The following is a 21,947-nucleotide window of genomic DNA, read 5'->3' as shown; positions in this document are numbered from 1 at the left end:
ACGCAGAGGTGCAGAGGCGCAGAGAAAGTTGAGCAGAGTTTCTTTTCTTTTCTTTTCTTTGCGTACTTTGCGTCCTTAGCGGTTCGTTAAAAAAAATAATTTACTTCAGAATAATTGCTATATAGCGGTTCCCATTCAGATGCGGTACAACATTATATCGCCAGGTGTAGGGGCACGGCAGTGCCGTGCCCCTACAGGTGTACCGCTATATTATTTCGATACTCCTATTAACTTATTAGTCAAAATTTGCGGAGTAAAACTGAGAATCAGTGCAGCTAAAGTTCGCCAATTAAATTTTTGTTTTTTCAATGCCTGCCAAAAATAAGGACGTGCTGCCGCTATCTGCTCACTTCGCAGTAAACCAATTCCCAATGTAGTATTAGCTTCCGACCATTTTTGTTGAAAGTGCGTCCTAAATTCTTCTAGACGACTGTCTTCCATAAAGACTTGATAACAAAACATTTCGCTTTTAGCTTTGCGAATTTTTGCCTGTACATCTCGACTACCACTGAGCATGGTATCAGTTTGTTCGTGGGCACGATATCGCGTCAATCTTTCTGGATAGTAGTAAGCACCACGACCAGATATACAGCAGAGGTAGGTTAAATATAAATCCCACATTCCACCAACTTCTGGGGGAATACTATCCCAATCAACAGAGTGATTACGAATTACACAAGATGCGGCAGTGGGTATACTTTTATCTATTAACCCAATTTTAGAGAAAGCTTGATGAATTCCTGGTGTTAGTTTGTCCCGCTGATAACCACGTGTATTCTCTTCAGTTCCAATATAATTAATTATGCCATTTGCATCTATGATATATTGGTCACAAAAAGCGAGAATTAACTGAGGATTTTCTTCTAATGGTGGTACAAGCTTGGCTAAAAAGTCTTGATTCCACATATCATCATCATGAAGGCTAGCAACATATTTACCTTGTGCCATTTTAAAGGCGTGTTGCTGATTAGCAAGCATACCTACGTTTTGCTCGTGTCGCCAAAATCGAATGCGTGAATCACCAAAAGATGCGACAATAGCTTGGGGATTTTCTGGGCTGCAATTATCAGAAACAATAATTTCAATATTTTGATAAGTTTGTTGAACAGCGCTAGCGATCGCTTGCTTCAGATAATCTGGTCGATTATAAGTCGGGATAATAACGCTGACCAATGGTTCTTGATGCAATGACATATTTTTCTCTCTTAGTTTATTGAGGATTTTTATATAACTTTTTCCCTGAATAATCAAATTCAGCTATTGTTTTTCCATAAATTGTTTGTAGATTGTTCACATGATAATTCATTGTGAATTCTTTCATCAATAAAGCATGACCTTGTTTGCCCATGTCTCTACTTTTTTGATAATCTGTAGACAAATAATTAATTGCTTGGGCTAGTTGTTTGATATCATTAGGATGAACAAGAATACCCGTTTCTCCATCTCGTAAATGTTCGGGAATTCCTCCGACTGCACTACCAATTACAGGTCGATAACGAGCATAAGCTTCTAAGGTTACAAGACCGGCAGGTTCAGGCCAAACACTGGGAAAAATGACTGCAAAACACTGTTGATAAAGTTGATTTATTTTATGGCGATCGCACCAACCATGCCAAGTAATCCGGTGATTCAATCCCAGGGTGTTTGCTAGCTTTTCTAACCGTGGTCGTTCCCATCCTTCCCCTGCAATATCAAGTTGAATTTGCGGGTCTGTATGTATTAAGGTTTTAATCAACCATTCCAAACCTTTATCGGAAACAATCCGACCAGCAAACAAAATTCTCTGATTTTTGTGGACTTCTAAACTTAAAGGTGCAGTTGGTGTTTGGGGTACAGAAATACCACAGTGTACTGTTACAGTTTGTTCGGCTGGTATGCCGTTTTTAATTAACTGTTGACGTACATATTCGCTATTAGCAATAAAAGTAACTTTTATCTTTTTTAAAATATCTAAAAACTGCTGAGTTCGTTGAATTTCTCTAACAGTTCTTAAGGGTTTACGGCTACCACATTTATCTACTAATTTACCCCAGGTACATCCTAAGTAAGAAAAATTGCGATCGCAGATTGTTTGCTGTCCAGCTAAATACTTTGTCCCACTAGGACAATACAGTGAGTGATTATGAACGCTGAATATTGTAGGACATTCGCCTGTGAGCTGCAACAGTAAATCTGGACTATGGAGGTGCAATAATTTGAACTGACTTTGGTCAACATTATTGAGCGATTTAATCACGCGATCGCTAATATCAGGTGTACGATGTTCAAATAGAGAAGCTAAATAAGTTTCAACACCTCCGCCCTCACCAACCTCAAAATTTGAGCATTGGTAAATCAGGTTTTCTGCAAAAATTTCCTTGTGCAACTGCTTGGTATGATTAATTATTTTAGGCATTAACTATCACTTATTATTTACTTTATTTTTTAATTAATTTAGCATAGGCTAAAATTAATCAGTTTAGAATAAAAATTTAAGATGAATTAGCCATAAGATAGAATGATTCTGAGTTCTAGATTATGACTTATGAATTCTTCTTCAAATCCCAACATTAAACCAAAATTTATGTCTGACATCACTTACATAATGCCTGAGAGCAATGTTTTTACTTGCAGATTTATCTGGATAGATGAACTGATCTTCTACATGGAGGACATATTTGTTTGAGCATAAAGGCTGACCATGATTATGGTGCATTGTCAAATGTACAATTGTTTGTTCAGTAAAATAACTAGGATTTTCTTGAAGATTTGCTAAACGTTCAATGGCAAAAGTCCAGTCAAATTCATGTCTAAATAATATAAATCCGCCATTTACTGGATTTGACTTCTCAGAATCATCATAAATAATTCTTTCGTCTAATGACATAGAACAATCAGGTAGGTAAAGAGAGTATTTGTTATCGGAGTTACTCAAATTGATTAAGTCTATACCACCGGGAAAAAATAAAATATCTGAATCGGTATAAATTGTAGTTCCATTAATAGGAATTGACATTAAGGCCGACAATTTTTTGCCCATTGGATGGAGTTGGGCATAGTCAAGAACACATTGAGGTAAATCCGTTCTTACAAAGTTTTGTAAAAGTACTACCTGAACGCACGGATGGATGCGGCGGAGTAAATTACAACTAGAGTCAGTATAACTGCCATCAGAAACCACTGTAAATGTATTTGGAATCCCTACATGGCGGATGAATGAGCGAATACTTGCTACTTGTTCTGGCAAATCGCGTTCGCATGATAAGGCATAAACACTTATCGGAACTTGGCGAGTTTGTTTAATCGGGATGCTGACAATCTGAGAAAGGGCAGCTTTATATAAAGAGCGATTAAATTTACCCTGAATTTTAGCAGTGTGGTAGCCTAGATTTACCATTGATTTTTCCTCGTTAAAATTGTAAATAATTGGGTAGGATAATGAATTCGTAATTCCCAAATTACGAATTACGAATTACGAATTACGAATTATGGTATTGCATCTGGTGATATTCCCAAAGCTTGCCTTGGCGTCCGAGCAGTTCTTGATATTTACCCTGTTCTACTATCCTTCCTGCTTCGAGTACCACGACTTTATCTGCTTTCGCAATAGTAGAAAGACGGTGAGCGATCGCAATTACTGTTCTCCCAACAGATAGCTTTTCTAATGAATCTTGAATCAAGCGTTCTGATAGAGAATCTAAAGCGCTAGTTGCTTCATCTAAAATCAAAATTTCTGGGTTCCTTAGTAGCGCCCGCGCAATAGCAATTCGCTGTCTTTGTCCTCCAGATAATCTAACACCCCTATCTCCTAATTGGGTATTAAAACCTTCGGGCATTTCTAAAATAAATTCTAGTGCATTTGCTAATTTAGCAGCTTCTTGAATTTCATCATTCGTAGCTTCTGGAGTGCCATAAGCAATATTCTGCCAAACAGTAGTATTGAAGATAAAAGTATCTTGACTGACAACAGCTATTTTGCGACGTAGAGAGTTAATTTCAAACAATCTGACATCAATTTCATCGATGTAAATATTTCCCTCTGTAGCATTATAAAATCTGGGAATTAAATCAGCAAGTGTTGTTTTGCCAGCCCCAGATGCTCCGACTAATGCCGTCATTTTTCCCTTTTCAATAGTTAGGGTAATATTATGTAGCACTATATTGTTATCGTCGTAGCCAAAATCTACACATACTAGATTGATTGAGCTTTTTAAAGCATTAAACTTAAGATGTCCATTTTGAAAATAATTTTTATCATCACTTTTTAAGAGGTTTTTAATGTTATCTGCTGAGCCATGTAAAGTGCTGAGAAATGCTCTTGTGCCATTAATATCTTGAACGAATGGGATAAAACGAAATAGCACAAAGAAAAATGTTAGTAAAGAAGCAACTTGTAGTGTTCCATTACTAACCAGGCTAGTGAATGCCAAAATAATCATTCCCACCAAGACTGTAGTAGCCACCCCTTCAGCAATTGGCTTGACAAGTGTCCAAGTGAAGACAACTTTAGTTGTAGTACTTACTATCTTGTCACTAGCTTTGTAGTAACGCTGGCGCTCAAATTCTTGAGTACCACAGGAATGAACAGTGCGAATGCCATTAATAAATTCTACGGCTGTTGATGTAAAATTAGCATTAGCAGTTGTCATGCCAAAACTTGATTCTCTGACTCTGGCATTTAAATTGGATAGTCCTACACCTAAAAGTGTAAATAGTAGTGCTGAAATTACAGTTAGCTGCCATGATATCAAAAACATTGATATTAAGTAGACAACAGTTGTTAGCCCTCTAGTAACTAAAAATGCTCCGCCACTGAAACCTTGTCTTATTCTTTCAATTTCTGTGGTAATTGTGTTAATTAACTCACCAGAACGAGTTTTAGAAAAGTAACTTAGCGATAAGGCTTGTAATTGTTCAAAAATTTGCTTACGTAAGCGATCGCCAAGATGCAATTGAGATAATTCAATATAAACTTGTGCAAAATAATTGAAGGCAACACGTAGCCAAGTACTGAGTAAAATCAGCGAAGATATGCGATACAGACGATTAAGTGCCGATGTATTAGCTCCCAAAATCCAAATATCAAACCATCCTATTCCTGTCTGGACGGGTTGAGCATTGGGACTAGTTAAGCTTTGCAAAAATGACAGCAGGAAACCAATACTGACACCTTCAAATGTTGCTGCGAGAATCGAGAATATGAGAGCTAAAGTTGCAATCTTGCGAAAGTGTGTAAATTCTCGCAAGATCAAATAATTTTCCTGCCAGAAGCTGGTAGCTTTTAGCAGTTTGCGGAGTTTTTGGGGAACTTTGAAAAGCATGTATTTTTCTAACAATAATTTGACACGTAAGGAGATCGAATTTTGGATTTTAGATTTTGGATTTTAGATTGAATTACAAATCCAAAATTCAAAATCTAAAATTTGCACAGTCAGAATTCAGAATCATTGGTAAATCATTTTATTCAAATTCTTCAACTTGGATATCAAATTCTTCTGAATTCTAGATTCTGAATTCTGACGATGAAACCATCAATTACCGTACAGATAAATTTCTGAATTCTGAATTCTGTTAGCGCAGCGGGGCGTAGCCCATTTTGAATTCTGAATTCTGAATTCTGTATTCTTCTTCAATTATTTGTATTGCATCTGCTAAAGTCCAAGAACGAGATCCGATTAAACTCATGTCACCGCGCAATACGTTAAATAAAAGTGGTAGATTGTCGAGGCTGTATTTATGCATCCAGCGTCCTAGCGGTGTGATGTTGTACTTTGCTGTGGTGGAAAATCGAATTGCTCGAAAAAGTCTACCTCTTTCTCCAACATGCCATTCATGACAAAAAAGTGACTCTGGGGAGAAAATTTGCATCAATATAATCAATCCCAGGATAACTGGACTGAGTAATAACAGCAAGAAAAAACCAACAATCGAATCAATTATTCGCTGTAACCATCTCAAGGTTTGATTACCTTGTTTTAGCTGTTTATTCCTAGCGGGTATGTGGAGGAATATTGGCTTATGAGCTTGTTCACATGCATCTGCCCAAAACTGTAGCAAATCTTCACCCAGTTTTGCATCTATGCTGACCAAATTTACAGGAGAATGTTTTAAGCATTCTACTAGCGATCGCTGACTATTTAACGAAGGCAAATATGGTAGTTTAGCTCGTCCTAGCGGCTTTACCAACAGTTTACCCCGTCGCCACAGGAGTGTGCAGTCCCCAGAGCGATGATCTTGGTGTTGCGAGTTTAGATCATAGAAATTCTCTAGAGCTGGAATGATTGAAGTTGTCATACGTCTTTGGGTTTATACAAGAGTGATTTGCTGAGGCGTTACCAAAGGCTATCAAGCTAATTCGTAAGTAAGAATTCAGAATTCAGAATCCAGAATTCTGAATTAATAAGGTTTAGATGACCAAACTTGATAATTTGAATAAAATCAAGCAGGTATACAATCATTGATTTTCAAGTAGCTACTCATAGGAGAGAGGTGTAGAGAAAAATTACCTATGAATCTACAGCAGATTTCAAGAAGTGTGAATTACACCATCTAGGTCTGGTAGCTAGACCTAGAGCTTATTGTAATTCTGTTAGCGCAGCGGGGCGTAGCGCATTCTGACTCCTGAATTCTGAATTCTGCTGAGGTGTTTCTTGTGTCGATAAATTTAACAAAACGAGTTCACTCTTGTGTTCTAACTTTTTGGAAGTGCTTTAATCTCTAGAATATAGGACTCTGTAGAAATAGCGATCGCTCAAATAAATTCTTTATTCAGTCTTTAATTCCTCAGTGATTTCTCTTAAAACCTATAAAGATAGCATAAATATACCGAAATTTTCCTGATAGTAATAAATCTAAATTTTAATAGTTTTTGATACATTTGTAGGGTAGCACAGCTGTGCTACCCTACCATGTTGAAAAGATATGTGCATAGCGCACCAATACGGTTCGGTTAAGGTTTTGCGATCAAAATTCTAGATCCCAAAGACACGATAAATCGTAGGGGCACAACATGTTGTGCCCCTACCCGTGTACTTCATTTACCTGGAATACGCTGTATGTTGGGTTTCACTGGCTCAGCAATGCCCCATACCGAATCTATTTTTCCACAGCTTGGCGCAGGGCTAATTGCTGTTGTTTTACATAAGGTACGTAATTACTGCTAGAGTTTGATACCCCATTTGCTACAACTCCAATCAGATTTAACTTGCTGAGCATGGCTGTAGCTTGACTTAGCTGGCTTCGGGTCACAATACCAATGCTTGCCACCATGACCACACTACGAGAAGATGATGCAGTGAGCATAGCATCCACCATGCCGAGAACTGGCGAAGCATCTATGAGTACCAAATCATAGTTTTCCTCAAATGCTGCCATCAATTGCATCATCCGGGGAGAACTCAACAGATTAGCTGGGTCAGCAGGTTTTGGACCAGCGGTTAAAATATCGATGTAGGCTGAGCCTGAGTACTGAACACTAATCTGGTTGGGTAAAGTTGCATCGCTAGCCAGTAGAGTTGAAAGCCCCTGTTCATTGGGAAGATTTAGCTGTTCGTGCAAACTAGGGTCGCGTAAGTTGGCATCAATTAGCAGTACCCTTTTATGTAAACGCGCAGCACTCATTGCCAAACCCAACGCTAAAGCTGATTTACCCTCATCTGGCAAAGCTGAGGTGACCATCAAAGACTTCAAATTAGAAACAGTATTTAAAAGTTCAATGTTTTTGTAAATCAGATCCAGCGATTCCCAACGCGGTGGAGATTGTAATATTTGAATTGTCCAAGGTGCGAGAACTTCTGGCTTGCCAAAAGGCAATTTAATCATTGATTCTCTCGGTTTGGCTGGCGGTAATTTGGGAGTTGTTCCTAACAATGGTAAGGGTATTTGCTTCTCTAATTCAGCAGTGGTGTGAACTGAATCATCAATCGATTCCCGAATAAAGACAGCAATTCCTCCTAGCATTAACCCAACCACTCCACCTAACAGCAAATTCTGCTGAAGATTAGGGCCTAATTGTCCGCCTTTTTGAGGTTCTTCTACGACTTCCCAATTAAATCCACCCTTAGCGAGTTCTTGCCGCAATTGTTGTTCTGCCCTTAAAAGCTGCTCTAATCTTTCACGGCTAAATTGTAGCTGGGGTAGCATCCGGTTGTAATAAGCCAACAAAGGTGGAAAGCGTTTGATTTCAAAACGCAGTTCGTTCTCTTTCTTGGCTAAAGTTTGATCCCGCGCACTTAAAGCAACTAAATTTGTTTGCGTTTCTACTAACTGACCAGCAAGGTTGAGATCAATTTGACCAAGCTGTCCTTTTTCCAGGAGAGAGTCTCCAGAGATGAATGAACTAGCAGACTTTTCGCCTAAAGTTCTGCCTACTTCTTGTTGCAATAATTCCTTTTGACTTTGAAGCTGTTCTTTGAGCTTTTGTACACTAGGAGTTTGATCTGTAAAACGTAAGCGTTCTTGTGCTAACGCCAGTTCTGTTTTTTGGATTTCGTTGAGTAAGCCTTGATAGCGAATAGACTGACTCAGACGAGAAGCTACTAAAGCATTCTGTGGAGAACGATTAAGTTGTTCTTCTAAAGATTTTTGCCGTGCTAAAGCTTCACCATATTGAGAACGAGTTGTTTGCCGTTCTTGACCAATATTATTTAAAGCTGTCTCAATCGCTTTAGCTTGTGATTCGGGATCGATTAAATTTTGGTTTCTGCGAAATCTTTGGAGGTTTGTCTCAGCCGCTTTTACTTCTTCACTGGCTTTACCTAATTGTTCTCTAATAATTTGCAGACCCTTTTGTAAACGCGAATCCTGTTGTTGTTTGTTGTATTCAACATAAACTTGTCGAATTGCACCTAAAACTTTTTGGGTTTTTTCTGGGTCTTTATCGGTGTATTCAACTTGAAATATTTTAGTAGCAACATTATCTTCTTTGCTTCTTAATTGAGTTAAGTTCAAAGAACCTTTAATCTCACCACTACTGATATCTGGATATTCAGACTGGAGTTTATCAACTGCTTTTTGAATCAGACCCGAACTTTGCATCAAGTTAAGCTGGGTTGCAGTATCTATCACCACATTAGAATCGGTAAACTGGTTTTCTACTCCACCTGCTTCTTTCTTACCTTGATAGTTAGGTTCTACTAGCAGTTGCATGGAACTTCTAAAAGTTGGCTTGGTATTGAAAGTTACCATGCCTGCAATACTAATAGAACCGATAAATACTACTAAAAACCAAGGAAATCTCCGCACCAAGACAGTAAACATTTGTCCATAGCTTGGTTCAGTTTCTGAAACTGGAGTTATATGAGGATTTAGACTAGGTTGAACCACTTTTATTATCCTTCCGAGAATCTACGCTAAGAGATAAAAAGAATTCAGAATTCAGAATTCAGAATCCAGAATTCAGAATTCAGAATTCAGAATTCAGAATTTAATCAATTGTTGGTAAACTAATAAGTATTGGATTTAGTCAGCAACTTAAATCAATTATTTAGCCAGCTTTCCAGAAATTATGCTGAATTCTGTTAGCGCAGCGGGGCGTAGCCCATTCTGACTCCTGAATTCTTATTAAAGATGCACGCCACAAGCTTGGTTAATAATTCGCTCAACTCTACTAAAGAATGCATTTTCAGAAAAGTTTGCTACTGCATGATTACGGATGCGATCGTAATCCCAAGAAATTCCCTTGCCCTCTAGTAATGCAACTTGTAAAGATTCGGGTGTTTGCCTTTTGAAAAAGACTCCGGTTTCACCAGGTATTTGAGTATCTAATACTCCACCTGCTCCATAAGCAATAACTGGTGTGCCGCTAGCATTAGCCTCTACTGGAACTAATCCGTAGTCTTCTAAAGCTGCAACGATAATCGACTTTGCTTTAGAAAATAAGTCTTTGCGTGTCTTGTCGCTTACGTGTCCCAAAAACTGAATATTTTGTAATGCTTTGGATTTTAAGCGTTCTAGTTCTGGTCCATCACCTGATATTAATAACTGCCAGCCCAACCAATTAAAAGCTTCGACTATGACATCAAGACGCTTATAGCTAATCATGCGAGCAGAGGCAAGATAATATTCATCTTTAATATCAGAAAAAACAAACTTACTAGTATCAATTGGATAGTTAACCATCATTGCCTGTTTGCCATAAATATTTTGAATTCGGCGGGCAACAACACTAGAATTAGCAATATAAAGGTCAGGTTCTTGTGAATATTTCAGGTCTACCTTTCTCATTACTTGGAAGACTTGCTCGATTAAAGGAGTAAAATATTTATAGTCTCCATACTCCTTTAAATAAGTTGCCGTATCCCATAAAAAACGAGTCACATTATGGCAAAAGCAAATGTGTCGAGCATTGGGATTTTTTCGCACTGCTTTAGCGAAGCTAGTGCTACTACTAATAATCAAATCGTAGTCTTGCAAATCCAATGCACGAAAAGCAGGAAAGTATAAAGGAGCCATTGACCTAAAATACTTTGCTGCACAGGGAATCTTTTGTAAGAATGTTGTGTTGACTATGCGATCGCCAAGATCGATAGTTTTTTGCGGATCGTACAGAGATGTAAAAATGTCTGCTTCGGGATAACGCTTACAAAGCAGCTCAAATACACGCTCTGCCCCACCCCGCTGGGTTAAATAATCGTGGACTAGAGCAATTTTCATGGATTTTACCTAAGAAGGGAGTAGGGAATGGGGAGTGGGAAAAACCTCTTTTCAAAGAAAAATATTTACACTCTTATCTACATCCTGTCTCCACAAGCAAGCTTTATTTTCACGATATTCCTGCTACAAATTACGTTGTTAGGGGCGTACAGCTGTACGCCCCTACAGCCGATTCATTTGTTGCAAATATTTTTGAAAACGCTATTAACCAACTGTCGCCAGGATTTTTTCTGGGGCGAAATAGGTGTTTTGCTCGGCTCGTAGTTGGTCGCAAAGTCTACCTTCGGGTAATTCTACGTCGTCGTATGTGAGGACTTGATCCTTAGAAATGTCTCGTTTGAGGCGACATCCTTCGGCTAAACCCATTGGTAGGAGATTTTGCTGTTGAACGATATCGGAATTCTCGCATTGTCCGTAGGTCATGTAGTAACCGATGCCATCGAGGGTTTCTCCAGCTTTCAGGTCGATTTTGGCGGTGGTGATGACATCTACTAAGGGGCCTGCGATTGGAGACATGACCGCATCACCGAACAATACTACACGGGCTACAGATAGGGGAACTTCAAAATGACAGAGGTGATAAGGAGTATAGAAGCTGTAAAGGGGACCTTCACCTAATTTGTATAAGTTGAGGTAGTGGCGTTGTTTGGGGTCGTCGTGAGTGGCAAATACGTATACGCCAGGACCGGGTTTTGCTCCAACTACATAATCGACGATACCACCCAGTTCCTTGAGTTGTTCAACATCATATATTTGGGTCATTTCATCGACGTAGCCGTTGAAGTCATAGCCGAGCATTCCTCGTTGGGCGACTTTCATACCTGTGGCATTAGCAACGATCGCTTGCTCAAAGGAAATTTTGGTTCCGTCGGCAAAGCTAGCCACCATGTGAGGCTTTTGACCCCAACGTCTGGCAAATCCTTCCTGGGTGGTGGGATTGCGATAGGGGTCTTGGAGTCCTTTAATGTTACCGCACAATAGTGGAGTTAAACCAATGCTTTTGACAAATCGGTAGAGGTTCATTTGCACCCCTGGCTGATCGCCATCACAAGCACTGAGGATGACGCCTGCTCTATCGGCATACACTTTCAGGATGGGACCGATGGTGCCGTCGAGTTCAGCATTCATCATAATCACATGTTTGCAATGGGCGATCGCTTCCATGACGATTTGAGCGCCAAATTCAATTGCACCTGTGACTTCGATGAGTGCATCGATACTCTCGGCGCGACACAGTAACTTAGCGTCTTCTGTGACTGCATATTTCCCATTGGCGATCGCATCTTCTAATTCGCCGACAGTTGCAACAACTTGAATATCTTCAATTCCTGCTTCTGAATAAGCTTGTTTCGCTGCATCAATCTGGCGATTGGAAATAGCAACTAACTCCATTCCTGGGACTGAATTGACAATTTGGTTGGCAATTCCTCGACCCATAAAACCAGCACCAATCATCCCAACTTTAATAGGATTACCTGCTGCTGCTCTGGCTTGTAAGGCGCGATCGATAATAATCATGAACTAAACTCCTTTATAGAACTGTTTGTTGTGTTACAAATTCCGAATAATTTTGTACTTAATAATTCGTTACAAGTTGCTATTAAGTACATTTTCATAGGCGATTGGTATTAGCGATCGCTATTAACTAGTACAGCACGGCGTAAACAAACCAACGATTTGAAATATCTCAAACCCTTATGAACAGGTAATTACGAATTACGAATTACGAATTACGAATTCCGCCTTGCGGTACTAGTTGTTTGCTAGACTCTATGAAATAACTCTGTTTTTTAGATTTCTGGTGTTCGAGCATTTGCTCTACAGCATTTTTATACGCTTGAGCAAACTTTTCTTTGGTATGATTTGTTCTTGCGTATTCCCATGCCTTGCGAGACATAAGTTTGAGGTCATCTACAGACGAATTGGAAATACTTCTAACTTTCGCCTTAATTTCTTCCAGGGATAGGTTATCGAAAATCACACCAAAATCGTGAACATCCACACCAGATTCGTAGCTTAAAATCGGAATTAACCCAGCTTGCAAGCAACTGATTACTGCTCCCGATTGTCCCTCAGAAACCGAAGGATAAACAAGTCCCAGACAGTTATTTGTAACCTCTATAAACTCAGGGCTACTAACATCAATCCAGCCATAAGTATGAATGTTTGGTGTTTCGTAGAGTTCTTTATAGAAAGCCTGCTCAAATTCCTTGTCATTACTAATTGGGCCACAAACCGTTAAATGGTATTCTGGCATTTGGGCAAAGGCATCTAAAACTAAATCTAATCCTTTGAGAACTAGAGCGCTACCACCAAACCACAGAAAGTTTTTTCTGACTGCTTCAAAATCTTTCTGTTCGGGATAGGGATAAACAACAGGCGAAGAAATGGGGATACGATACATCGGTTTGTTGGCATATTGGAACGTACCAACTGTGAAATCGTTGCCCAAAACTGTAGCACAATCAGCATATTCAATTCCCAAGTTGGGCATTTCAAATCGCTGTGGACGTAAGGTAATTCCTCTGCGCTGTTGGAGTTCTAGAAGCCTACTGCATTCAGCTGCATTGCGAAATACCATATTAGCAATGTCAACGTGAAAAATTTTGATGCAATCTTTATTCAGTTTCGATGCAAGTGCTTCCATTCGATGACGAATATCAATGAAAAATGCGTAATCTTTTTGAGGAACGAATTTATCATTGTGAAACTGGATGACATCAACGTTGTAGCGCATGTCTAAAAAAGTTTGCGCTATTTGCCAAACTTCCCAATACCAAGTATGGTCATTTGGCATTGGCTGGCCTGGTTTTAATAAGAATGGCTCAATTCGATAAGAAAGGAGTACGTTTCCTTTAGAAGGCTGTTTGGGTTTGAGGGAAATAACTTGTAAGGTTTTGGCGTAATTGATGCGGGCTTGGATTTTTTGGGAGAGAAAAGAGATGGTGTTGCTGATAGGGGATGGGATAATATTTGGCATTTGTTTTCACGCACAGACGCAGAGGCGCAGAGAGGAGAAGGTGAGGTTATTTGGAAGTTGTGGCGCCGACGGTCATCATTCTTAATAGTGGCCAATTTAAATCTTTTTCGGAGATTTCAGTTACATTTAGAGGCCAATCAATGTTAAAAAATGGGTCGTCGTAGCGTAGACCGCGTTCATATCCAGGTGTGTAAAATTCACCGACTTGATATACAACTTCGGTTTCATCTGTAAGTGCTTGATAACCGTGGGCAAACATTTCTGGAACATACAAGGCGCGGCGATTTTCTGGAGTTAGTTCTACGCCGATGTGTGATAAAAAGGTAGGAGATTCCGGACGCATATCAATAATTACGTCATAGATAGCACCTTTGGTGCAGCGAATTAATTTTGTTTCTGCTGCTGGTAAAATTTGATAGTGCATTCCCCGAATGGTGCCTTTTTTGTAATTAAAAGACAAGTTACATTGAGCTACTGTTGGCTTTAAGCCGCGTGCTTCAAATTCTTGAGCGCAAAAACTCCGAGCAAAAAAACCACGATGATCTGGCTTTTCTTCTAAGTCAATAATGAATGCGTCTTTGAGTTCAGTTTCAGTGAAGATCATATTGATTCCTCTAAGATAAATCTTGATTACAGAAAATACTTACTCACTCTTCTCTCTGCGCCTCTGCGCCTCTGCGTGAGACAAATTCAACTAATTCAAAACCTTAACCCCATCTAACACAGAACCTAACTCTACCCTCGGATAAGTATCATCCCAATATTGCGTACAAAGGTCTGGCCTTTCCGGAGGGTTAGCCGTATAACAAAAGAATAGTGCTGACCGTTCTTCTATGCGGACTGTGCCGTGATGCAAAGCATTTTTCGTATCTACAATAATCACTGTACCTGCTGGGCCTGGGCAGGATTTCCAAGCTGATTTAGGGATGACTGGCTTTACTTGTTCATCGTCAATACCCATATAACCTGACTTGAAAAGTTTGTAGTAAAGCTGAATATATTTCCAACTAAATAAAGGGACTGAAGAACGGGGAATATATTCAAACGGGCCAGTTTTTTGTTCTACATCATTCAAGTAAATGAAGATTTTGATAATGCGACGGTCTTCAGCATCGCTATGCCATAGCAGCGTCCCAAATTGATGTTTACTAGGAAAATCTTTGCGTAAATGTACACCGTGAAAAGCAACGGGAAGACCAATATAATTTTCAATGATATTCAGTAGCCTTTTCTCTGTTCCCCAGTTAGAAAATTCTGGTAAACCTGTAACTGTGGAAATTTGTGGCAATTTTTCATTTAGATGGTCGTTATTTGGATTTCCCATCTCAGATAATTGCTGGTAAGCAGCCTTGAGTAGTTCAGAGCTAGAGTTTAACCCTAAATCGGCAAGTGTTGTCACATAAACACCGTCTTTTTTAAGAGCATTTAAGATGTGGCGATCGCCTGCTTCCAATGCTGGCAATTTTCTGCTATGCTTCCAACGGGCTACGTAGTATTCAAAGTCAGAATACAATGTAGATATTTTGCGTTTAATTATACTTAACATGACGTAAATCCCTCCTAATTATTGATGTAGAATTATCAATCATCGAGTAGTTTAAGGCTCATAACTCCGCATTTCTTGACTAGATATTTCACTTGATTCTGCTAATTTCAACTCTTTAGAAACCATCACGTCAAAAGCACACAAGCCGACTAAAGCCACAAATGGAACTACTGTTTTGATGGCAGACATAGGCCATCTTCTTAAAGCACCCAAGAAAACTTTCCAGTTGACTTCTTTGCTGTTTTGCAACAGCATTCGTCTACAAAATTGCTTAGAATATCCATTCTCTTGCAGTTTCAAAATCACTTCTGGTATGTGTTTGTATTGCATTAATAGTGCAGATTTTGGTTCTTTTTGCCAATAACTCACACCAACAACACATTCTAAATAAGTTTCTTTAGTGACAATTACACCACCATTAGCAGCACAATACCCGGCTAAATATGCTAAAGATATCCAGTTATTTTCAGCGTCTGGCCAAATTTGTAAAGCACGTTTTACTAAATCAGTGCGATAGACTGTAGCCGTTAAAAAGATAACTGCACCGACACTTTTTGAAAAACAATGTTCAAATATGGCTTTACCATCACCATGACCATCTTCACTATCTATATCAAACCAGCGGTTACCAACAATAGTGGGTGGATGAACTGGTTCACCAGTAATCTGGTTGCGGCCAGAAAAGTTGAGGAACAATAATGATAAATCTTCATGTCCTCTGAGTTTGCTGATAACATAAGCAACGGCTCTATCCTGAATTGGGTCATCATCACCAATTGTCCAAACATATTTTGTTGTTGCAGAATTTAGGCAATACATAATATTTTTAACTACGCCTAAATTCTTCGAGTTTTTATTCGATTTAAATGTTATACTGCTAAGTTTTTTTTGCCATTTTTGTATAACTTCCTGAGTATTGTCTGTGGAACAATTATCAGAAACTAAAATTTCACAGTCGTCTTCAAAACCATTGATAGCTTGAGCCAGCCATGCTAACTGTTTATTCAGTAATTCAGCACGATTATAAGTAGGAATGGCAATGGTCAGTAATTTAGGCATAGTAGAGTAATGAAATTTGTAAATAGTTTATTGGTGGTTGGATGCCAAATATTTTTATGGCAAATATGCCTTTGAACAAGAAGTAATTCAGGAGTCAGTGGTGAAACAACACACTAAATTATTGGTGTAGCTTATCATAGAGAAAATTTAATGATTCTAACTGTTGCCGATGCTTAGCCACACTAGTTAATTCTGAATTCTCAATTCTGAATTCTTAATTCTGACTCCTGAATTCTGTTATTTAGTAATTACAACGCTATTAAAAGCCTATCAGGAACAGGACAGGGATAAATTTTTACTTCAGGAATTGGCACTACAAATTGTCCACCCCATTGGCCAATAAATGCCATTTGTTCCATAATTTCTTCTTTGAGATTCCAAGGTAAAATTAGTACATAATCTGGTTGAGTTTCACGAATTTTATCCGGATGGAAGATAGGGATATGAGTTCCAGGTAAAAACAAACCTTGTTTGTAGGGATTGCAATCTACTGTGTAATCGAGAAAATCTTTACCAATACCACAGTAATTGAGCAAAGTATTACCTTTAGCAGGTGCGCCATAACCAGCTATTGATTTACCTTCTGCTTTAGCTGTCAAGAGAAAACTTAATAGCTTGTGCTTTGTTGCTTTAACTTTTTCTCCAAATGTGACGTAAGTTTCTATTCGATGTAGTCCAGCAGCGATTTCTTTTTCTTTCAAATGCCTAACTCGTTCCCGAATGCTAGGATAATCAGCATAGTCATGTCTGGCATAAATTCTCAAGGAACCGCCATGAGTTGGTAATTCCTCCACGTCAAAAATTTGCAAGTTGTGTGCTGCAAAGATTTTTTGGATTGTGAGGAATGAGAAGTAAGAAAAATGCTCGTGATAAATAGTATCAAATTGGTTTTGTTCAATGAGTTGCAAAATATGGGGAAATTCCATCGTCAAGATGCCATTTGATTTGAGGATGGCTTTCATCCCGGCGATGAAATCATTTAAATCTGGCACATGAGCTAAAACATTGTTACCTATCAAAAGGTCAGCGAGTTTTCCTTGCATAACCAGTTCTTTGGCAGTTTCAATTCCAAAAAACTTGTTAATACTGGGAATACCCCTATCTTGAGCAACTTTGGCTATATTCGCTGCTGGTTCTATTCCTAAAACTGGGATACCTTTCTCTAAAAAATATTGCAGTAAGTAGCCGTCGTTGCTGGCAATTTCAATAACTTGGGTATGATGATTAAAGTTAAACTTTTCTACCATCATATCGGTGTAAGTTTTGGCGTGTTTTAGCCAACTTGCTGAATAGGAAGAAAAGTAAGCATAGTCACTAAAAATTTGATCTGGAGTTTCAAATTGTTCTAATTGAACTAAGAGAGTATCTTCAGAAATATAAGCGTGGAGAGGATAAAATTTTTCGGCATTATTTAGCTGCTCTGGTCTCAGATAAGCATTGGCTAAAGGTGACATGCCCAAATCAATAAAGGTTTGGCGTAAAGGTTGACCACTGAAACGACATTTGGCGATCGCCATAATTTCAAGCCCTATTAATAGTGAATAAATTGCTAGGTGAAATCAGTCATAATCAAGAATATATGTTTGTAGTTTGCACTTGAGTGCTGAAGCACAAACTACAAACACTTTCTATTTATTCCAGAAAAAATCTTTGTCAATTTGCTCAGTACGAATCAGATATTCTAGCTGTTTTAAACGGGTAAATCCCCTAAACAAGAAAGTATCTTCAGCCATATCGATTTGATTGAATAAATTAAGTAGTTGCTGGGCACCAAGTCGAGCATTCCAATCACACTTAAATCCAGGTAGAATTGTGTTGATTTTATCGAAGGATACCCGATAGCTGCGGTTATCTGCGCCGTTGTTGCCAAAGAACAATTTACAATCTGGGAAAATATCAGCAATAATTTCAGCGATTTCTTTAACCCGATAATTGTTCGCTGTATCTCCTACATTGAAGACTTGGTTATGTACAATATCCCGTGGTGCTTCTAAGGCGCAGACTATTGCTTTGCAAATATCCAATGCATGGACTAATGGACGCCAAGGTGTACCATCACTGGTCATTTTGATTTGTTTGCTAGTCCAAGCCAACCCTGCCAAGTTGTTTAAAACAATATCAAAGCGCATCCTGGGAGAAGCACCAAAAGCAGTTGCATTCCGCATAAAGGTGGGTGAGAAGTCATCATCAGCTAATGGTCTAACATCTCTCTCTACAAGGGTTTTACACTCTGCGTAGGCTGTTTGGGGATTAACTGGAGATTCTTCTGTGACATCATCTTCGGTAGCAACACCGTAGACACTGCACGAAGACATATACACAAAACGACGGACACCCATAGCCTTAGCCAAGGTAGCCAGACGAACTGAACCTATATGATTAATTTCGTAGGTAATATTCGGTGCCAATTGTCCAGCTGGGTCGTTGGAGAGTTCCGCCATGTGAACAATTGCTTCTACACCTTCCAAATCATCAGGGGTGATGTTGCGGATATCTTTGTTGAGGGTTTTGGGTGTGACATCAGTACCGTTGTACAGCCAACCAACTTTATAGAAACCAGTATCTAGACCGATAACTTCATGTCCCCGTTCGATTAACAGAGATGGCAATAATGAACCCAGATAGCCTTCTGTGCCAGTTACTAATATTTTCATTGTGGTTAATGCCTTTGTATTGAAGAGTTAAATTCGATTTCGTTTCGTAGGGGCGCATTTTGTAGGGGCGCACAGCTGTGCGCCCCTACAGCGTGTTGCATCCAAAAGACAACCGCTATATGACTCGCTTCACAGTCATTACGTACTTAACGTGAGTTCGATAGCTGGAATTTGACTTCTCTCCAAACCTCTCTCCTTGTAGGAGAGAGGCTTAAAAACCCGATTCTTTTATTGACCCCACAAGATTCATCCTTCAAAGTGCAAGCAAGTATGCCATCTATGCAGTTACTACACTATCTAGATGCGAGAGTTGGGGAATTTGCGCCACAATTGCTTTGCCAATTTCTAGAGAAGAAGTTGCAGCAGGAGAAGGAGCATTGCAAACATGGATGGAGTTTTGACCGGAAACAATCAAAAAGTCGTCTACAAGCTTGCCATCGTTCATTAAAGCTTGGGCGCGGACTCCAGCATGGGTGGGAACTAAATCTTCTGCTTGGACTTCGGGAATTAGTTTTTGCAAACTTTTAACGAAGGCTGCTTTACTAAAGGAGCGAATAATTTCTTGGATGCCTTCATCAGCGTGTTTGGCTGCCAATTTCCAGAAACCAGGATAAGTGATGACTTCCAGAAAATCGCCGAGGTCAAAGTCGGTTTTTTTGTAACCTTCGCGTTTGAAAGACAAAACCGCGTTTGGCCCTGCATGAACGCTACCATCAATCATCCGGGTAAAGTGGACGCCCAGGAAGGGAAAATCTGGGTTGGGTACTGGATAAATTAAAGTCTTGACTAGATAGCGTTTTTCTGGTGTGAGTTCGTAGTATTCTCCCCGGAATGGGACAATTTTGGCTTGGGGTTCAACTTGACCTAATTTCGCAGTGCGATCGCTATGCAATCCACTACAATTAATTACAAACTTGGTTTCAAAGCTACCTTTGTTTGTTTCTAGTACCTGATTTTTAGCCCTTGGCAAGATTTTCAGTACTTTTGTATTCAGGTGTAAATCTCCCCCCTGCTGTTGAATCAGCTGGGCATATTTCAAACAAACTTGCTTGTAGTTAACAATACCAGTTGAAAATACCCGAATTCCACCTACACAACTAACATGAGGTTCAATTTCCTTGACTTCTTCGGGGCTAATTCTCTGGACTTGTATGTCGTTTTCTAAGCCGCGTTGGTAGAGACTTTCTAAGCGTGGTAGCTCTTGTTCTTCAGTCGCAACAATTACTTTACCACAAACTTCGTGGTCAATTCCATGTTCTTGACAGAAATCTACCATTGACCGAGAACCATCACGACAAAATTTAGCCTTGAAACTTCCTGGCTTGTAATAAATACCAGAATGAATCACCCCGCTATTATTGCCGGTTTGGTGAAATGCCCATTGACTCTCTTTTTCTAGTACTAAAATACGTGCATTGGGATAGCGTTTTCCTAAAGCCAGCGCCGTAGAGAGTCCAACTATTCCCCCACCTATAATTGCAAAATCATACATTAGTATTATCGTACTTCAAATTACACTATAAACTTATTTGGCATTGGGCATGGGGCACTTGTACTGAGCGTACCCCTGGGGGGAAGCAAGCTACGCGTAGCGTCTCGGAGAGAAGTCGAAGTATTGGGCATTGCTTATTCCCCGCGTCCCCGCGTCCCCGCGTCTCCCTCATCTCCCTCATCTCCCTCATCTCCCTCATCTCCCCACTCCCCACTCCCCACTCCCTACCATACCTTCCAAGGAGCCTGACTGCTGTTCCATAGCCCCTCTAGGTGGTTTTTATCGCGTAAAGTATCCATCGGTTGCCAAAAACCATAGTGCTTGAAAGCTGATAGCTGTTCCATAGAAGCTAGCTTTTCTAATGGCTCTTGCTCCCACACGGTAGAATCATCAGCAATCAAGTTTATCACTTCTGGTTCTAACACAAAATAACCACCATTAATCCAAGCGCCATCGCCTTCAGGTTTTTCCCGAAAGTTGGTGATTTTAGTTTGCTCATATCCTAAGGAAATAGCACCAAAACGTCCTGCTGGTTGCACGGCTGTGAGTGTTGCTAAGCTGTTTTGTTCTTTGTGAAATTTAACTAGTTCGGTGATATTAATATCACTGACACCATCACCATAAGTGAAACAAAAAGTGTCATTTCCAACATGTTCGCTGATTCGTTTTAAGCGCCCACCTGTCATTGTATGGTCGCCCGTATTTACTAGGGTGACACGCCAGGGTTCAGCATATCCAGAATGGACATTCATCTGGTTAAATCGCATGTCAAAGGTTACATCTGACATGTGTAAAAAGTAGTTAGCAAAATACTCTTTAATTATGTAACCTTTGTAACCACAACAAATGATGAAGTCATTAATGCCGTGGGCAGAGTAAGTTTTCATTATGTGCCACAGAATTGGCTTACCACCAATCTCAACCATCGGCTTGGGTCTGATACTAGTTTCTTCACTGAGGCGTGTACCAAGCCCTCCGGCTAAAATCACCGCTTTCATGCAATTACCTCGGAGATTTGTAGGGATATTATTTGTCTTTACTGACATGAAGAGGATGCACTTACATATGGAGAAAAATTTATTTCTGATTTATTTTTCTCAGTCAATAATCTAACTGTATTTTTTGGCAAAATTATGAAGGAGATATAAATTAAAATCTTTTCTATATAAAAGCTCTATGAATATCTAGATAGCAGAATTCAGGAGTCAGAATTCAGGAGTCAGAATTCAGAATTCAGAATTCAGAATTCAGAATCAATCAGACAAGTATAAAATTACTCTTGATTTTTTTTAAATAAATTATTCAATTAAATAAAAATGTTAGATATAAAATAATACCAATTCAATTAATGATTGCAACACATTCTTGGGTGAAGAAGACGCGATTCATCGCGTCTCTACAAATGGTCTAATTCCTATAACTATAATCCGCTTTTATTTTTTGCGTAGGCATTACAGCCGTTTTCATCTATTTCAGGACTTACGCAAAAATTGCCAAAAAGCTTAATTTATCAAACCACCTTTCGGGTTCAGCAGTTCCTCATGGGGGAAACCCCCAAGACCGGACTGCTTCACCAAGACGCCT

The 21,947-nt window shown here is 39.3% G+C and carries 16 protein-coding genes; all 16 read right to left on the bottom strand.

Annotated elements, in window-relative coordinates; translation table 11 throughout:
* Positions 1-210: 210 nt before the first annotated feature.
* Positions 211-1,194 (bottom strand): glycosyltransferase family 2 protein, encoded by a 984-nt coding sequence (locus IQ276_RS10605; RefSeq protein WP_193913206.1) that lies wholly within the window; start codon positions 1,192-1,194, stop codon positions 211-213.
* 16 nt (positions 1,195-1,210) lie between these two features.
* Positions 1,211-2,395 carry a glycosyltransferase family 4 protein gene (locus tag IQ276_RS10600; protein WP_193913208.1) on the bottom strand — a complete coding sequence of 395 codons (1,185 nt, stop codon included), beginning with the start codon at positions 2,393-2,395 and terminating at the stop codon, positions 1,211-1,213.
* A 141-nt stretch (positions 2,396-2,536) separates the two neighbouring features.
* A complete protein-coding gene (locus tag IQ276_RS10595; RefSeq protein WP_193913209.1) occupies positions 2,537-3,376 on the bottom strand; it encodes a hypothetical protein in 840 nt (279 codons plus the stop codon).
* Between the two features lie 82 nt (positions 3,377-3,458).
* Positions 3,459-5,300 carry a heterocyst formation ABC transporter subunit HepA gene (gene hepA, locus IQ276_RS10590; protein WP_193913210.1) on the bottom strand — a complete coding sequence of 614 codons (1,842 nt, stop codon included), beginning with the start codon at positions 5,298-5,300 and terminating at the stop codon, positions 3,459-3,461.
* 250 nt (positions 5,301-5,550) lie between these two features.
* Positions 5,551-6,273, bottom strand: coding sequence for a heterocyst development glycosyltransferase HepC (gene hepC / locus IQ276_RS10585; RefSeq protein ID WP_193913212.1), 723 nt, complete (start codon positions 6,271-6,273; stop codon positions 5,551-5,553).
* A gap of 801 nt (positions 6,274-7,074) precedes the next feature.
* Positions 7,075-9,303, bottom strand: coding sequence for a GumC family protein (locus tag IQ276_RS10580; protein WP_193913214.1), 2,229 nt, complete (start codon positions 9,301-9,303; stop codon positions 7,075-7,077).
* Between the two features lie 237 nt (positions 9,304-9,540).
* Positions 9,541-10,632, bottom strand: a complete 1,092-nt coding sequence (locus IQ276_RS10575) for a glycosyltransferase (RefSeq protein ID WP_193913217.1) — start codon at positions 10,630-10,632, stop codon at positions 9,541-9,543.
* Between the two features lie 204 nt (positions 10,633-10,836).
* Positions 10,837-12,150, bottom strand: coding sequence for an NAD(P)H-dependent oxidoreductase (locus tag IQ276_RS10570; protein WP_193913219.1), 1,314 nt, complete (start codon positions 12,148-12,150; stop codon positions 10,837-10,839).
* A 205-nt stretch (positions 12,151-12,355) separates the two neighbouring features.
* Positions 12,356-13,612: a glycosyltransferase gene (locus IQ276_RS10565; protein WP_193913221.1), complete on the bottom strand. Its 1,257-nt coding sequence runs from the start codon at positions 13,610-13,612 to the stop codon at positions 12,356-12,358.
* 46 nt (positions 13,613-13,658) lie between these two features.
* Complete coding sequence (gene rfbC, locus IQ276_RS10560) at positions 13,659-14,216, bottom strand: dTDP-4-dehydrorhamnose 3,5-epimerase (protein WP_193913223.1); 558 nt, start codon at positions 14,214-14,216, stop codon at positions 13,659-13,661.
* A 90-nt stretch (positions 14,217-14,306) separates the two neighbouring features.
* Entirely contained in the window at positions 14,307-15,158 is an 852-nt protein-coding gene (locus tag IQ276_RS10555) for a phytanoyl-CoA dioxygenase family protein (RefSeq protein ID WP_193913225.1), read from the bottom strand.
* 51 nt (positions 15,159-15,209) lie between these two features.
* The gene (locus IQ276_RS10550) at positions 15,210-16,217 is read right to left on the bottom strand and encodes a glycosyltransferase family 2 protein (protein ID WP_193913227.1); all 1,008 of its coding nucleotides are present in this window, start codon (positions 16,215-16,217) and stop codon (positions 15,210-15,212) included.
* Between the two features lie 248 nt (positions 16,218-16,465).
* The gene (locus IQ276_RS10545) at positions 16,466-17,734 is read right to left on the bottom strand and encodes a class I SAM-dependent methyltransferase (RefSeq protein WP_190878046.1); all 1,269 of its coding nucleotides are present in this window, start codon (positions 17,732-17,734) and stop codon (positions 16,466-16,468) included.
* A 111-nt stretch (positions 17,735-17,845) separates the two neighbouring features.
* The gene (locus tag IQ276_RS10540) at positions 17,846-18,871 is read right to left on the bottom strand and encodes an NAD-dependent epimerase/dehydratase family protein (protein WP_193913229.1); all 1,026 of its coding nucleotides are present in this window, start codon (positions 18,869-18,871) and stop codon (positions 17,846-17,848) included.
* A 277-nt stretch (positions 18,872-19,148) separates the two neighbouring features.
* On the bottom strand, positions 19,149-20,363 hold the full coding sequence (gene lhgD / locus IQ276_RS10535) for an L-2-hydroxyglutarate dehydrogenase (protein WP_193913231.1): 1,215 nt from the start codon (positions 20,361-20,363) through the stop codon (positions 19,149-19,151).
* A gap of 224 nt (positions 20,364-20,587) precedes the next feature.
* Positions 20,588-21,361: a glucose-1-phosphate cytidylyltransferase gene (rfbF, locus tag IQ276_RS10530; RefSeq protein ID WP_190878040.1), complete on the bottom strand. Its 774-nt coding sequence runs from the start codon at positions 21,359-21,361 to the stop codon at positions 20,588-20,590.
* Positions 21,362-21,947 lie beyond the last annotated feature (586 nt).

Source organism: Desmonostoc muscorum LEGE 12446, from assembly GCF_015207005.2.
GTDB lineage: Bacteria > Cyanobacteriota > Cyanobacteriia > Cyanobacteriales > Nostocaceae > Nostoc > Nostoc muscorum.
Note: the sequence above shows the minus strand (reverse complement) of the source record. Positions and strands in the feature narration are given on the sequence as shown.